This is a genomic window from Kitasatospora sp. NPDC048194, assembly GCF_043202455.1.
Lineage (GTDB): Bacteria > Actinomycetota > Actinomycetes > Streptomycetales > Streptomycetaceae > Kitasatospora.
Genome location: NZ_JBIDAK010000012.1, coordinates 1 through 14,037 on the forward strand (window position 1 = coordinate 1; position 14,037 = coordinate 14,037).

At 72.9% G+C, this 14,037-nt stretch carries 15 protein-coding genes; 5 read left to right on the forward strand and 10 right to left on the reverse strand.

Translation table 11 applies throughout. The annotated features are described in order from the left end of the window. From ACGF07_RS16680 to ACGF07_RS16690, 3 genes are all read left to right on the forward strand, one after another. A partial coding sequence (locus ACGF07_RS16680; protein WP_392899331.1) for a carboxyl transferase domain-containing protein occupies positions 1–326 on the forward strand: 326 nt, incomplete at its 5' end. Positions 327–448: 122 nt separating this feature from the next. After that, positions 449–658 (forward strand): acyl-CoA carboxylase subunit epsilon, encoded by a 210-nt coding sequence (locus ACGF07_RS16685; RefSeq protein WP_350745300.1) that lies wholly within the window; start codon positions 449–451, stop codon positions 656–658. Between the two features lie 314 nt (positions 659–972). Continuing rightward, a complete protein-coding gene (locus tag ACGF07_RS16690) occupies positions 973–1,584 on the forward strand; it encodes a ScbR family autoregulator-binding transcription factor (RefSeq protein ID WP_392899333.1) in 612 nt (203 codons plus the stop codon). 10 nt (positions 1,585–1,594) lie between these two features. Here the strand turns inward: ACGF07_RS16690 and ACGF07_RS16695 are convergent, their stop codons facing one another. Continuing rightward, a complete protein-coding gene (locus ACGF07_RS16695) occupies positions 1,595–2,242 on the reverse strand; it encodes a ScbR family autoregulator-binding transcription factor (RefSeq protein ID WP_392899336.1) in 648 nt (215 codons plus the stop codon). 353 nt (positions 2,243–2,595) lie between these two features. On the opposite strand from ACGF07_RS16695, the gene ACGF07_RS16700 reads away from it, so the two are divergent. Then, positions 2,596–3,720, forward strand: a complete 1,125-nt coding sequence (locus ACGF07_RS16700) for a ScbA/BarX family gamma-butyrolactone biosynthesis protein (protein ID WP_392899338.1) — start codon at positions 2,596–2,598, stop codon at positions 3,718–3,720. A gap of 63 nt (positions 3,721–3,783) precedes the next feature. Here the strand turns inward: ACGF07_RS16700 and ACGF07_RS16705 are convergent, their stop codons facing one another. From ACGF07_RS16705 to hemL, 7 genes are all read right to left on the reverse strand, one after another. After that, the gene (locus ACGF07_RS16705; protein WP_392899340.1) at positions 3,784–4,188 is read right to left on the reverse strand and encodes a hypothetical protein; all 405 of its coding nucleotides are present in this window, start codon (positions 4,186–4,188) and stop codon (positions 3,784–3,786) included. Positions 4,189–4,308: 120 nt separating this feature from the next. Beyond that, entirely contained in the window at positions 4,309–5,439 is a 1,131-nt protein-coding gene (gene ccsB / locus ACGF07_RS16710) for a c-type cytochrome biogenesis protein CcsB (protein WP_392899342.1), read from the reverse strand. Positions 5,440–5,442: 3 nt separating this feature from the next. Then, complete coding sequence (locus ACGF07_RS16715) at positions 5,443–7,278, reverse strand: cytochrome c biogenesis protein ResB (protein WP_392899344.1); 1,836 nt, start codon at positions 7,276–7,278, stop codon at positions 5,443–5,445. A 2-nt stretch (positions 7,279–7,280) separates the two neighbouring features. After that, a complete protein-coding gene (locus ACGF07_RS16720) occupies positions 7,281–8,054 on the reverse strand; it encodes a cytochrome c biogenesis protein CcdA (RefSeq protein WP_350745280.1) in 774 nt (257 codons plus the stop codon). Then, entirely contained in the window at positions 8,051–8,665 is a 615-nt protein-coding gene (locus ACGF07_RS16725) for a TlpA family protein disulfide reductase (RefSeq protein ID WP_392899347.1), read from the reverse strand. Before ACGF07_RS16725 ends, ACGF07_RS16720 begins: the two co-directional genes overlap by 4 nt. A gap of 192 nt (positions 8,666–8,857) precedes the next feature. Further along, positions 8,858–9,505 (reverse strand): histidine phosphatase family protein, encoded by a 648-nt coding sequence (locus tag ACGF07_RS16730; RefSeq protein ID WP_392899635.1) that lies wholly within the window; start codon positions 9,503–9,505, stop codon positions 8,858–8,860. Between the two features lie 66 nt (positions 9,506–9,571). Then, positions 9,572–10,900 (reverse strand): glutamate-1-semialdehyde 2,1-aminomutase, encoded by a 1,329-nt coding sequence (gene hemL, locus ACGF07_RS16735; protein ID WP_392899350.1) that lies wholly within the window; start codon positions 10,898–10,900, stop codon positions 9,572–9,574. A gap of 490 nt (positions 10,901–11,390) precedes the next feature. On the opposite strand from hemL, the gene ACGF07_RS16740 reads away from it, so the two are divergent. Further along, the gene (locus ACGF07_RS16740; protein ID WP_188309827.1) at positions 11,391–11,879 is read left to right on the forward strand and encodes a hypothetical protein; all 489 of its coding nucleotides are present in this window, start codon (positions 11,391–11,393) and stop codon (positions 11,877–11,879) included. A 72-nt stretch (positions 11,880–11,951) separates the two neighbouring features. Here ACGF07_RS16740 and ACGF07_RS16745 read toward each other — a convergent pair whose 3' ends face one another. Continuing rightward, positions 11,952–13,391 (reverse strand): MFS transporter, encoded by a 1,440-nt coding sequence (locus ACGF07_RS16745; protein ID WP_392899353.1) that lies wholly within the window; start codon positions 13,389–13,391, stop codon positions 11,952–11,954. Between the two features lie 137 nt (positions 13,392–13,528). Then, positions 13,529–14,020 (reverse strand): MarR family transcriptional regulator, encoded by a 492-nt coding sequence (locus ACGF07_RS16750; RefSeq protein WP_350745266.1) that lies wholly within the window; start codon positions 14,018–14,020, stop codon positions 13,529–13,531. Between the last annotated feature and the right edge of the window lie 17 nt (positions 14,021–14,037).

Below are 14,037 nucleotides of genomic sequence, written 5' to 3' on the forward strand. Positions count from 1 at the left end.
TCGTCATGGACTCCCGCTCCATCGGCGCCGACCTGTCGTACGCCTGGCCCACCAACGAGATCGCGGTGATGGGCGCCGAAGGCGCCGCCAACGTCATCTTCCGGCGCGAGATCAACGCTGCCGAGGACCCGGACGCCATGCGCGCCCAGAAGATCAAGGAATACAAGAGCGAGCTGATGCACCCGTACTACGCGGCCGAGCGCGGCCTCGTGGACGACGTCATCGACCCGGCCGAGACGCGGCAGGTGATCGCCGCCGCCCTGGCGATGCTCCGCACCAAGCACGCCGACCTGCCCAGCCGCAAGCACGGCAACCCGCCGATGTAGCACCTGCACCACGCGCGACCCGCACGACGCAGCACGCAGCACGCAGCACGCAGCACGCAGCACGCAGCAGGGCCGTACCGAGCGACACCACACACCACTTTCACCGGGGGAGAAACCAGGACATGACCGCTTCCGCCGAACCCCTCGTCCGCATCGTCCGCGGCAGCCTCTCCGACGAGGAACTGGCCGCCCTCACCGCCGTGCTGATGGCCCGCGCGGCCACGGCCCAGCAGGCCGCCGCCGTCGCGCCGGTCGAGCCGATCGCCAACTGGCAGCGGCTGGAGCGCCGCCCGGCCTACTACTCGCCGGTCAGCTGGCAGCAGGCCGCCTGACGGGTCGCCGACTTCCGACGGCTCTCCGCCGGCTTCCGACGGCCGGTCACCCGACCTGGGTGGCCGGCCGTCGCGCCGTCGCCGTCCGCCGTCCGCTGTTCGCCGTCCGCTGTTCGCCGTCCGCCGGCCCGCGCGCGGAGCCGCGGCGACCGGCCGTCACACCCGGCCGCCACATCCGGCCGTCGCGCCCAGCACGCCGACCGGTCGGCCGGAGCGGCTCGGTAGGATACCTACTGGACGGTATGCGCCCGTCGCCCCGTCGGCCCCCATAGGATCGGCCGCTGCCGAAGCAAGAACTTTCCAGGGAGGCTGCGATGGCCAGACAGGCCCGTGCGCTGGCGACCCGCCAGGCGGTGCTCCTCGCAGCAGCCGAGGTGTTCGACGAGCGGGGCTACGCCGCCGCCACGATGTCCGAGATCCTCGACCGGGCGGGCGTCACCAAGGGCGCGCTGTACTTCCACTTCCACTCCAAGGAGGAGCTGGCGCTCGCCGTGATCGAGGGCCAGGGCGCCTGGGTCGCCACCTGGACGCCGTCCTCGGACAGCCCGGTGCAGACCCTGATCGACCTCGGCTACGCCTTCGCGCACGCCCTCCAGGACGACCCGCTGCTGCGCGGCAGCATACGGCTGACGATCGAGCACGGCAGCTTCACCCAACCGCAGATCGCCGCCTACCAGGGCTGGATGGACCTGGTCCGCGACCTGCTGCAGAACGCCCGGGACGCCGGGGAGCTCCGCCCCGGGATCGACCTGGTGGCGGCCTCCGGGGTGATCACCGGGGCGGTCACCGGGATCCAGCTGAGCTCCCAGGTCCTGGCCGGTCGGCGGGACCTGATCCGGCGGATGGCCGACCTGTGGACCCTGTTGCTGCCCGGGCTGGTCCAGCCGCAGGTGCTCGCCCGGCTGAACCCCGACGAGCAGGCCTGAGCCCGGCCGGTCAGACCCGGTGCCCCGGGCAGCGCTCCGCCGGCACCAACGCGGGCAGCGCGGCCGTCCAGAGCCGGCGCACCGCCTCGGCGGTGGGCCGGCCGGCCTGATCCGCGGCCAGCAGCACCTGACCGGCCATCACCGAACCGAGCAGTTCGGCGCAGGCCCGCCGGTCCGTCCCGGGGCGCAGCTCGCCGGCCTCGGCGGCGCGGTCCAGCAGCCGGTGGACGACGGCGGTGAGGCCGCGCCAGGCGGCCTCGGCGGGCGGCGCTTCGGAACCGTCAGGTGCACCGTGGAGAGCGGTGGCGGTCGGGCGCGGGCAGGGAGCACCGAGCCGCACGCCGGCCCGGACCACCACGTCCTCGCGCAGCAGCCGGGCCAGCTCGTGCGAGAAGTCGATCAGCCCCTGGACGGCCGGGCCCTCCGCCCGCAGGGCGCGCAGCGCGGCCGAGCCGACCACCCGCCCGGCGGCGGCCCGCACGCCGTCGGCCAGGGCCCGCTTGGAGACGAAGTGGAAGTAGAGGGCGCCCTTGCTCACCCCGGCCCGGCGGCTGATGTCGACGAGGCTGGCGGCCTCGAAGCCGACCCGCGCGAAGGTGTCCGCCGCGGCGAGCAGGACGGCCTGCCTGGTCCGCTCCGCGCGCTCCTGCTTGACCACTGGCCCCTCCGGACTCGGCCGGACGGCGCTCCCCCGCCCTTCCGGCTGCTGTCTGTCGGCCCGCCCTGGTGGGGGGCGACGCCTCGCATGCGGACGGCACCGGCGAAACCGCATGGTTGGTATCTAATCTAGCGCCCCTGTCGACCCCGCCGTCCAGCGGGGACGGCCCCCCGTCCAAGGTCTGGCCTCGCCGTTCCGGGGATTCCCGCAGCCCAGGGGGCAGGTAGCGTGGCCTGACCGGTCGATGTCACGGGGCGGGCCCCGGCAACAGAACAGAAACCGGGTGGTATGTATGTTTTGCTGTGGGGCGTCCGTGGCGGCCGCTCGACCGACACCCTGGAGCTGGGCCAGCCATGCCATCGATCGTGGAGCCGGACGTCGACGGCCCGTACGTGCTTCCCGGCAGCGCCGCCCGCACCGGCAGCGCCACCCGCACCGGCCCAGCCGCTTGGACCGGCCCGGCGGCCCGAACCGGCTCGACCGCCCACCCCGACCCGGGTTACGACTTCCATGACCGGACCGTCTCCCGGCACCTGGTGCACCGCGCCTGCGTGTCCGAGGTGCTCCTCACCGGCTGGCAGGCCACCGGCCCGTACGACTTCCTGCTCGGCGCCCAGTGGCCCCGGCTGCACGGCTTCTACCGGCTGCCCGGCGACCGCTACCACGACCCGGTGCTGATGGCCGAGACCGTCCGCCAGGCGGGGCTGCTGGTCGGCCACGCCGGCTTCGGGGTGCCGCGCGGCCACCACTTCGTCCTGGAGGACCTCGGCTACGCGCTCGGCGAGCCGGGCCTGCCGGGCCTCGGAGTCACCGCCGGGCCGACCTCGCTGATGCTGGAGGTCGGCTGCGAGGAGGTCCGGATGCGGCACGGCCGGCTGGCCTCGCTGCGGGTGCACGCCGAGATCACCAGGGACGGCCTGCGGATCGGCCACGGCTCCGGCCAGTTGCGGGTGGTCACCCCCGCCTCGTACGAGCGCCTGCGCGGACCGGGACGACGGGCCGTCACCCCGCCCCGCCCGCCGGAGCCCGCCGCACCCGAGCTCGTCGGCCGGGCGCAGCCCGCGGACGTGGTGCTCAGCCCGACCCTGCGGCCGGACACCTGGCTGCTGCGGACCGACGCCGACCACCCGGTGCTGTTCGACCAGGAGCTGGACCACGTGCCCGGGATGGTGGTGCTGGAGGCCGCCCGGCAGGCCGCCCAGCGGCTGCACCACCCGGAGCCGGTGGTGCCGGTCGAGCTGGTGACCTCCTTCGACCGCTTCATCGAGCTGGACCGGCCCTGCTTCGTCCGCGCGGTGCGCGAGCGGACACCGGACGGCCGGCGCGCGCCCGTCCAGGTCCGACTGCTCCAGGACGGGCGGACGGTGGCCGAGTGCCGGCTGCTCACCGAGCCGGTCGACGGCCCGCGGATGCCGGTGCGACGGGAGTCCCCGGACGGCCGCCCCGCCGCCCCCGGCCTGCTGCCGCTGGCGAGTTGAGGCGACGGGCGCAGGGCCCGGAGCGCGGTGGGACCGCCGGGCCCGGGCCCCACCGCGCGGGGTTCAGGCCGCCACCAGCGCGGCCGGCCGCCCGGCGTGCATCACACTGAGGTTGGCCGCCAGCCGGACCGGGTCCTGCGCCAGCCAGAGCCGCAGGGCCGCGCCCAGGGCCGCGCTGGCCGACTCGATCCGGACGTCGGTGATCTGGGCGATCCTGGCCGCACCGGGCACCAGCAGGTCGGCCAGCGGCGTCGGCAGCCAGACCGTCAGCGCGCACGGCGCGGGCGTGGCGAGGGCGCTCAGCAGCCGGTAGGCGTCCCCCGGCGCGCTGAGCGTGGGGATGATGTCCAGCAGAGCGTCGGCCACCACCTCGGACACGTCACTGCGGTGTCCCTGGGCGAGCCGGCGGAGCAACATGCGCTCGGCGGCGGTGATTCGGACGGTCAGCATGACCTCGTCGCACTCCATTGCGCGATTCCTCCTCGTTCCTCCCCGTGCCGGCACGGACGGCCGGCACGAACTACCCCTGTTGCACCTCGGCCCGGCCATCTCTCGTGGGAAGCCGGGCCGGTGGGTGCGCGCCCCCGGTCAGATCCCCGCGTAGGAGTGCTTGCCGGTGACGAAGATGTTCACGCCGTAGTAGTTGAAGAGCCAGCAGGCGAAGGCCGCCAGCGCCAGGTACGCGGCCTTGCGGCCCTTCCAGCCGGCCGTCGCGCGGGCGTGCAGGTAGCAGGCGTAGGCGACCCAGGTGATGAACGACCAGGTCTCCTTCGGGTCCCACTCCCAGTACTTGCCCCAGGCCGCCTCGGCCCAGATCGCGCCCGCGATGATGGTGAACGTCCAGAGCGGGAACACCAGGGCGTTGATCCGGTAGGACAGCTTGTCGAAGGTCGAGGCGGCGGGCAGCCGGCGCCAGATCGAGGCCGGGGTGCCCAGCGGACCGGTCGTCAGGCCGGCCGCCGTCCGCTTGTCGAAGGAGTCCTTGCCCAGGTACAGCAGCGTGGCGATGAACGCCGCGTAGAAGGCGCCGCCGCACAGGATCGCGGTGGAGACGTGGATCGCCAGCCAGTACGAGTGCAGCGCCGGGACGAGCTGCTCGGAGTCGGTGTACAGCACCTGCGTCGCGATGCCCAGCGTCAGCAGCACCGCGACGGTGACCGGCAGGCCGAGCCAGCGGACGTTCTTCCGCGCGGCCAGCAGCACGAGGTACGCGGCCGTCATCGCGAAGGCGAAGGCGCAGGAGAACTCGTACATGTTGCCCCACGGCCAGCGGGACACCGACAGGCCGCGGGAGATGATGCCGCCGCCGTGCAGCAGCAGCGCCAGGACGGTCAGCGAGATCGCGATGCGACCGGCCAGGTCGCCCTTCTCACTGGTGCCGGCCGCGCCCGGGCCGTCCACCTCGTCGTCGCCGCGACCGCCGGTGACCACCGTCGCGCCCTCGCCCGCCAGGACGGTGCGGGTCAGCGTGGTGGTGCCGCCCTTGGCCCCGGCCACGGTGACGGTGACCTTCTTGGCGGCCTTGGGCTCCGCGGCGGCGACGGTCTCGGCCAGGTTGCCCGACTGCTCCTGGGAGCGGACGGCGACCGCGCCCTTGCTGCCGAACGTCCACTCGAACATGTGGGCGAACATGGCGATCATGTAGACCGCCATCGCCGAATAGATCAGCTTGTTGGAGAGGTCGGCCAGCTGTGGGTCGACCCCCGAGGCGAGATGCACCGTCTACTCCTTGGAGTCCTGGTCGGCAGGGGCTGCGGGGTCCTCTGCTGCGGGGTCTGCTGCTGCGGGCTCTGCTGCCGCGCGGTCCGCTGCCGCGGGCTCTGCTGCCGTGTCGTCGTCCGGCGCGGGTCCGTCCGGCCCGGCGCCCCCCGGCGCGGGGTCCTCCGTCGCCGGGTCCTCCGGTGTCGGCTCGTCCTCGGACGCCGGGGCGTCGTCCTGGAGGTCCACCGCGAGTTCCGCCAGCTCCTCGGCGATCTTCGCCGACTCGCTGCGGGCCAGACCGGCCAGCTCCACCTGGGTGCCGCCGCCCGGCAGGGCCACCGCCCGCACCCAGATCCGGCGGCGCTGGATGAACAGCGAGCCGATCAGGCCGAGGATGGCCAGCACCGCGCCGGTCAGCGCGATCGCGTTCCCGGGCCGGTGTGAGACGTTGAAGCTCGCCCACTGCTTGTAGCCCTCGAAGGTGACGCTGCCGTAGCCGTTCGGCAGCGTCCAGCCCTGGCCGGGCTTGAGCGCCGCCTTGGCCGGCTGGCCGTCCTGGGTCAGCTGGGTGAGCTTGCGGGTGTTCAGCTGGTAGATGTTCTGCGGCAGGCCGGAGTCGGTGCCGAGGTCGCCCGAGAAGGCGTTCAGCACCAGCTCCGGGGCGGCGTCGCCGGGGAACAGCGAGATCGGACCGGTGCCTTCGAAGCTCACCGGCGCGGTGGGCAGGAAGAAGCCGGAGAAGCCCAGCTGGGTCCGGTTGCCGTCCGGGCCGGTGCCGTAGTCGGAGACCTTCACGACCCCGGTCGAGGTCAGGTTGGCGTCCTGCGGCAGGAACGGCACCACGTCGTGGTAGACGACCTCGCCGTTGCCGTTCCTGACGGTGATCACCGGGGCGTAGCCGTGGCCGATCAGGTAGACCTTGCTGCCGCCGATCTCCAGCGGGTGGTTGACCTCGATCGTGCCCTTCTTCAGCTTCGACTCGTCGCTGCCCCGGTAGTACTCCACGTTCGCGGTGAACTGCCGGGCGGCGCCCATCTGGTCGCCCTGGGTCTGGAACTTCGAGGTGAAGCCGTCGAGCTTCAGGTAGAACGGGTCGAGGTCCTGGTTGCCGTAGAACCGCGTGCCGCTGAAGTCGTCGAGCTGGGTGATGGTGTTCGAGTAGCCCTGGCCCTCGACCATCAGCTTGCCGCCGGTGCCGGAGGCCAGGCTGGCCCAGGCGAAGCCGCCGAGCAGCGCGAACAGCGAGAGGTGGAAGAGCAGGTTGCCGACCTCGCGCAGGTAGCCCTTCTCGGCCGCCACCGCGTCGCCGGACAGGTGCGCCCGGAAGCCCCGCCTGCGCAGCAGCCGGTGGGCGGCGGCGTTGACCCGGTCGGCGTCCGCCTCGGTGCGCCAGGCCGCGTACACCGGCATCCGGGTCAGGTTGCGCGGCGCCGCCGGCGGCCGGGCGCGCAGCACGCCGACGAACTGCCAGGTGCGCGGGACGATGCAGCCGGCCAGCGAGACGAACAGCAGGATGTAGATCGCCGAGAACCAGACCGAGCTGTAGACGTCGAACAGCTGGAGCTTCTCGTAGATCGGCGCGACCGCGGTGTGCTGCGCCTTCCAGGTCTGTACCTTGAACTGGTTCTGGCCGTTCTGCGGGATCAGCGAGCCGGGGATGGCGGCCAGCGACAGCAGGAACAGCAGGATCAGGGCGACCCGCATCGAGGTCAGCTGGCGCCACATCCAGCGCGCCCAGCCGAGCACCCCTATGCCGGTCGGGCCCTCGGACTCGACCGGTGCGGTGCTGAGCCGCTCGGCGGCTCCGTCGTCGTCCGGCACCGGCGGCAGCTCGGTCTCGGTCGTGGTCTTGCTCACGGTCAGATTCCGATCGAGGAGTCGGCGGTCCAGGACTGCAGTTCGCTCATCCAGGAGTCCCAGATCCCGGTCACGAGCAGCAGACCGACCGCGACGAGCATGCCGCCGCCGATCCGCATGACGAGCGGGTAGTGCCGCTTGACCCACCCGAAGGCGCCCAGCGCCCGGCGGAAGGCCAGCGCGGCCACGATGAACGGTACGCCGAGGCCCAGACAGTAGAACGTCATCAGCAGCGCCCCGCGCGCCGCGTCCGCCTGGTTCAGGGACAGCGTCTGGACGGCGGCCAGGGTGGGGCCGATGCAGGGCGTCCAGCCGATGCCGAACACCATGCCCAGCAGCGGCGCGCCGAGCAGTCCGACGGCCGGGCGGCGGTGCGAGCGCACCTCCCGCATGCTCAGGCCGGGGACGAGGCCCATGAAGGCCAGGCCCATCAGGACGGTCACCGAGCCGAGCACGATCGAGATGACCCGCTTGTGCTCCTGCAGGGTCGAGCCGAACTGGCCGAACAGCGCGCCGCCCGAGACGAAGACCACGGTGAAGCCGAGGATGAACAGCGTCGCCCCGAGGAGCATCCGGCCGCGCTTCGAACCGCGGGCGTCCACCAGGTCGGCGGCCGAGAAGCCCGTCACGTACGACAGGTAGCCGGGCACCAGCGGCAGCACGCAGGGCGAGAAGAACGACACCAGCCCGGCCGCCAGCGCGACCGGCGCCGCGGCCAGCAGCGCCCCGCTCTGCACGGTCGTGAAGGTGTCGGCGAGCCGCAGCGGCGCACTCACTGCTTCTGCTCCGCGGCCACCGGCTGGAGGATCGACTCCAGCGCGTCCTCGGTGGTGCCGCCGACGGCGCGGGCGGCCAGCTTGCCCTCGCGGTCGACGATCAGGGTGGTCGGGATGGACTGCGGGTTGAGGCTGCCCTTGGGGAACTTGAGCAGCTGCGTCCCGGCCGGGTCGAAGATGCTCGGGAAGGTGACGCCCTGCTCCTGCTCGAAGCGGACGGCGTTGGTCTTGTCGGTGTCCCGGGTGTTGATGCCGAGGAACTGGACGCCCTGGTCCTTGTACTTCTCGGCGACGGCCTGCAGGCTCTTCGCCTCGGCCCGGCAGGGCCCGCACCAGGAGCCCCAGACGTTCAGCACCACGACCTTGCCGCGGTAGTCGGAGAGCTTGACCTGGTTGCCCTCCAGGGTCTCGCCGGTGATGTCCGGCGCGTCCCCGCGCTTGCCCGTGTCCGCCTTCGACAGGTTGGTCCCCTTGACCGTGACGAAGCCGACCTGGCCCTCGCCGCTGGTCGACGAGCCCGTGGAGGAGCAACCGGTGAGGACGAGCGCAGCGGCGGCGACGGTGGCAGCGGCTGCGGCGACACGGGGACGGGGGCGCGTCATGGCAGACATGTGAAAAGTTTCGCATGGAGTTCCGGGCGGGTTCGCCGGGGCCCTGCCTTGGCCGCCGCACCCGCTCTGACCTGCTACGGAAGCGGGCCGCCCGGCGGTTGCCGGACGACCCGCGACCATACTTACCCAGGGCTTACGCGCGGCTCCGGGCCCGGCCGGGCCGGAGCCGCGGCCGCCCCCGGACTCCGACCCTCAGGCCCCGAAGCTCTTGCCCACGGGCTTGCCCTTGCCGCCCTTGCCGACCAGGTACGCCGGCAGCAGGTCGCGGGCCGGCTCGCGGTAGCCGACCGAGACGATCTTGTCGCCCTCGAAGGTGAAGCTGGTCAGCGAGGCCAGCGAGCACTGCCGGCGGCGGGGGTCGTGCCAGAGCCGGCGGCGCTCCACGAACGAGCGGACGATCCAGATCGGCAGCTGGTGGCTGACGCAGACCGCCTCGTGCCCGCGGGCGGCGTCCCGGGCCGCGCCGAGCGCGCCCATCATCCGCACCACCTGGTCGAGGTACGGCTCGCCCCAGGAGGGCTTGAACGGGTTGGTGAGGTACTTCCAGTACCCCGGGTTGCGCAGCGAACCGTCGCCGACCCCGAAGGTCTTGCCCTCGAAGACGTTCTCCGCCTCGATCAGCCGCTCGTCCACCGCGACGTCCAGGCCGTGCGCCTTGGCGATCGGCGCGGCCGTCTCCTGGGCGCGCTCCAGCGGGGAGGCCACCACGTGGGTGATGTCCCGGCCGGCCAGGTCCTCGGCGACCCGCTCGGCCATCTCCCGGCCCAGCTCGGACAGGCGGTAGCCGGGCAGCCGCCCGTACAGCACGCCCTCCGGGTTGTGCACCTCACCGTGACGCATCAGGTGGACGACGGTGATCTCTTTGGCGCTCACTTCTCAACTGCTCCTGGGGATCGGAAGGTGGGCTCAGGCCGTGGCGGCGGCAGCGGCGCGCGCGGCGGCGGGCAGGGCGGCGGCGATCCGCTCGATCGCCCGCGCGTCGTGGCTCGCCGAGACGAACCAGGACTCGAAGGCGGACGGCGGCAGGTAGACGCCCTCGGCCAGCATCGCGTGGAAGAAGGCGGTGAAACGGTACGCCTCCTGGGTCTTCGCCTCGTCGTAGTTCGTGACGGCGGCCTCGGTGAAGAACACCGAGAACATGTTCCCGGCGGTCTGCAGCCGGTGGGCCACACCCTCCTTGGTGAGCGCCTCGGAGACCAGCCCGGAGACCTCGGCGGCGACCGCGTCCACCGTCGTGTAGACCTCGTCGGTGCAACCGCGCAGCTGGGCCAGGCCCGCCGCGGTGGCGACCGGGTTGCCGGACAGGGTGCCCGCCTGGTAGACCGGGCCGGCCGGGGCCAGGTGCGCCATCACGTCGGCGCGACCGCCGAAGGCCGCGGCCGGGAAGCCGCCGCCCATGACCTTGCCGAAGGTCAGCAGGTCCGGCGCCCAGCCCTCGTTCGCCGCCTCCAGGCCGTACCAGCCGGCCTTGGAGACGCGGAAGCCGGTCATCACCTCGTCCGAGATGAACAGCGCGCCGTTGTCCCGGCAGAGCCGGGACAGGCCCGCGTTGAAGCCGGGCAGCGGCGGGACGACGCCCATGTTGCCGGGCGAGGCCTCGGTGATGACGCAGGCGATCTCGCCCGGGTGCGCGGCGAAGGCCTGCTCGACGGCGGCCAGGTCGTTGTACGGCAGCACGATGGTGTCGCCGGCCTGGGCGCCGGTGACGCCCGGGGTGTCCGGCAGGCCGAAGGTGGCCACGCCGGAACCGGCGGCGGCCAGCAGCGCGTCCACGTGACCGTGGTAGCAGCCGGCGAACTTGACCACCTTCGCCCGGCCGGTGAAGCCGCGGGCGAGGCGGATCGCGGACATGGTGGCCTCGGTGCCGGAGGAGACCAGGCGGACCTGCTCGACCGGGGCGACCCGGGAGACGATCTCCTCGGCCAGCTCGACCTCGCCCTGGCCGGGCGTGCCGAAGGACGTGCCGCGGGTGACGGCCTGCTGGACGGCGTCGATCACCGCGGGGTGGGCGTGCCCGAGGATCATCGGACCCCACGAGCACACCAGGTCGACGTACTCACGGCCGTCGGCGTCGGTGAGGTAGGGGCCGCTGCCGGACACCATGAAGCGCGGCGTACCGCCGACCGCGCGGAAGGCGCGCACCGGGGAGTTGACGCCGCCGGGCGTGACCACGGAGGCGCGGTCGAAGAGCGACTGGGACTGGGGGGCTTCGTAGGGGTAGCTCACGGGAGACATGGTCTCAAATCGTGTCCTCGAGCTCTGCATGTCCGGCCCGATCATCTGGAACGATGATCCGGGCACCGTTGTCTGTACGGTTGTCCCGTGACTGATGTCGGTGACGGACGTCGGTGACGGGTGGTCGGCAGGGCGGGGCCGCTGGCTGCGCCGGAGCACGGACCAGTCAGACTGTGTGCACAGGGTGCGCGAGCGCTCCGGTTGTGTGCAGGGGTGTGGAGAGGACTGCTGTCGGCCGCGAGTGGGTAAGGCCCGCGCGTGGGTACGGCGGCGCATGACGGGTAAGGAGCACGTCCGGCGGGACGCCGGGCGTGCGGGGGTCTGTCGATTCCGGCGAATTCCGGTGAGGATGGTCCGAGTGTCCGAGGCGCAGGACGGTTACGACGAGGCCGCGGGGGGCTCCCGCAGGCCCGCCGAAGCCGCACGCGGGGGTACGGGAGCGGGTACGGGTCGTGGTCGTCGCGGCGGTGAGAGGCGGGGTGAGGGACGCGTGGGGGTGACGTACAAGTACTTCGGCGCACCGGACCGCGCCACCGCCGCCAGAGTCCCCACCGCGCTCGGCCCGGGCGGTCTCGGCCTGGACGCCGGCGAACTCGGCGCGCTGGGGCGGCTCGGCGACCTGATGGAGACCAGCGGCTCCCCGACCGGCCACCTCTCCACCAAGATCAAACCGGAGACCATGAGCGCCATGGTCCTCACCGGCATCCAGGGCGTCCCGCTGCACCAGGTCCCGCCGCTGGAACTCGTGGTGCTGCACCCCGACTACGCCGTCGTCCAACTCCCGCACAACGTCGTGGAACCGCTGCGCAAGGCCGACGAGACCGAGCTCGGCGCGGCCGCGTTCATCTGGTCCACCGTGCCGGACCGCCGCGGGCCGCGCGACGCCTTCGTGATCTACAGCATGCTGCACGAGTGGCAGGACTTCGCCAACCGGCTGCACGACGCCGGGCACCAGCTGTACTGCCTGGTCTGGCCGTAACCCACCGACCGACGCGCGCACCGAGCCCCGGCCCGATGAACACGGGGCGGGGCTCGGCGGTTTGACCGGCCGTCACTTCCTGGCGGAGGGTCGGAGCGTCACCGCCGCCAGCACCAGCGCCGCCGCGAGCAGCCCGGCGGCCACCGCGAACGCGAGCCGGAAGCCGCCGGTGAGCGCCTCGGGTGCGGAGTGCCCGGCGGCGAGCAGGGTGCCGGTGCGGCCGTCGGCGAGGGTCGTCAGCACCGCGACCCCGAGCGCGCCGCCGACCTGCTGGGTGGTGTTGAACAGGCCGGAGGCCGTCCCCGCGTCCTCCGGGCCGGCGCCGGACATCCCGAGCACGGCGAGCGCGGACAGCACCAGTCCGCCGCCGCCGATCAGCAGCATGGTCGGCAGCAGGTGGGTGGTGTAGTCGGCGTCGGAGGGCAGCCGGACCAGCAGGCCGAGCGCGGCCACCAGCATCGCCAGGCCGGCCAGCAGCACCGCGCGCTCCCCGAAGCGGGCGCTCAGCCGGGCGGAGAGCAGCAGCGAGACCGCGCCGATGGCGACCGCGGCCGGCAGCATCGCCAGGCCGGTGGCGGCGGCGCCGTAGCCGAGGACCTGCTGCATGTAGAGGGCGACCAGGATCTGGAAGGCGAACATCCCGGAGATGGTCAGGATCTGCACGGCGTTGGCCCCGGAGACGCTGCGGGAGCGGAACATCCGCAGCGGGAGCAGCGGCTGGGCGGCCCGGGCCTGCCGGACCAGGAAGCCGGCCAGCAGGGCGAGCGAGAGCGCACCGAGCCCGAGGGTGCGGGCCGAGGTCCAGCCGTGCGCCCCGGTGCCGACGATGGTGTAGATGCCGAGCATCAGGGCGGCGGTGATCAGCACGGCGCCCAGCGCGTCGGCGCCGCCCCGCAGGCCCGGGCCGCGCTCGGGCTCCAGCACCCGGGCGGCGAGCAGGGCGGCGGCGAGGCCGAGCGGCAGGTTGATCAGGAAGATCCAGTGCCAGTTCAGGGCCTGGGTGAGGACGCCGCCGAGGACCTGGCCGATCGAGGCGCCGGCCGCGCCGACGAAGCTGAACGCGCCGATCGCCCGGCCGCGCTCGCCCGGCTCGGGGAAGAGCGTGACGATCATGCCGAGGCTGACCGCGGAGGCCATCGCCCCGCCGACGCCCTGGAGGAACCGGGCGGCGATCAGCATCCCCTGCCCGGTGGCGACGGCGCACAGCAGGGAGGCGGCGGTGAAGAGCGCCAGTCCTGCGACGAAGACCCGCTTGCGCCCGATCAGGTCGCCGAGCCGGCCGGCCAGCAGGAGCAGCCCGCCGAAGGCGATCAGGTAGGCGTTGACCGTCCAGGTCAGGTCGGCGGGCGAGAAGTGCAGGTCGTTCTGGATGGCGGGCAGCGCCACGGTGACGATCGAGCCGTCGAGGACGATCATCAGCATGCCCGCGCAGAGCACCGCGAGGGCCAGGGCGCGGGAGCGGGCGGGTCGGGCCGGCGCCGCTGCGGGCGCGGTGGGGGCGTACGTGGTCATGGCGGGTCTCCCGGTTCGTCGAGTGCCGGGAAGGACGCTACCAGATTGTTTTGTTCGGGACTATCTATCTGTGGAGCAGATTGCGGGGAGTGCTCCCCGGAGTGCTTGCGGAGTGCTCCCGGAGTGCTCCCCCGGGATCACTGGCCGCGCGAGCGGCGGGCGCGGCGGACGGTGCGGTCGCTCTCCACCGGCTCCGCCAGATGGCCGTCCACCAGGCGGGAGAGCGCGGAGACGAACGCGTCCTGCTCGGGCTGCGGCAGGGACTCGAGCAGCTCCCGGTGGACCCGGTCGGCGATCTCGGTGCCCTTCACCACCGCGCGGGCGCCCTCCTCGGTGACCGAGATGATCCGGGCCCGGCGGTCGGTGGCGGACGGGCGGCGCTCGGCCAGTCCCGCCTTCTCCAGTTCGTCCACGGTGACCACCATGGTGGTCTTGTCCAGGTCCGCCAGCTCGGCCAGCTGGATCTGGGTGCGCTCGGCCTCCTGGGCGTGGAACAGCACGCAGTACGCGCGGGGCGTGATGCCGAGTTCCGTGAAGGCGGCCGCCATCCGGGTCGCCAGGACGTGGCTCGCGTGGTCCAGCAGGGCGGAGATGTCGCGGATCCGGCGCACGGGCGGGGTCGTCGTCATGCCTTCGAGGTTAGCAA

What these genes read in the sequence shown, in the direction of transcription:
- hemL (WP_392899350.1), bottom strand. Translation starts at nt 10,900, where the DNA reads ATGTCTCCCGTGAGCTACCCCTACGAAGCCCCCCAGTCCCAGTCGCTC.
- ACGF07_RS16685 (WP_350745300.1), top strand. Translation starts at nt 449, where the DNA reads ATGACCGCTTCCGCCGAACCCCTCGTCCGCATCGTCCGCGGCAGCCTC.
- ACGF07_RS16700 (WP_392899338.1), top strand. Translation starts at nt 2,596, where the DNA reads ATGCCATCGATCGTGGAGCCGGACGTCGACGGCCCGTACGTGCTTCCC.
- ACGF07_RS16690 (WP_392899333.1), top strand. Translation starts at nt 973, where the DNA reads ATGGCCAGACAGGCCCGTGCGCTGGCGACCCGCCAGGCGGTGCTCCTC.
- ACGF07_RS16745 (WP_392899353.1), bottom strand. Translation starts at nt 13,391, where the DNA reads ATGACCACGTACGCCCCCACCGCGCCCGCAGCGGCGCCGGCCCGACCC.
- ACGF07_RS16730 (WP_392899635.1), bottom strand. Translation starts at nt 9,505, where the DNA reads ATGCGTCACGGTGAGGTGCACAACCCGGAGGGCGTGCTGTACGGGCGG.
- ACGF07_RS16705 (WP_392899340.1), bottom strand. Translation starts at nt 4,188, where the DNA reads ATGGAGTGCGACGAGGTCATGCTGACCGTCCGAATCACCGCCGCCGAG.
- ACGF07_RS16725 (WP_392899347.1), bottom strand. Translation starts at nt 8,665, where the DNA reads ATGTCTGCCATGACGCGCCCCCGTCCCCGTGTCGCCGCAGCCGCTGCC.
- ACGF07_RS16750 (WP_350745266.1), bottom strand. Translation starts at nt 14,020, where the DNA reads ATGACGACGACCCCGCCCGTGCGCCGGATCCGCGACATCTCCGCCCTG.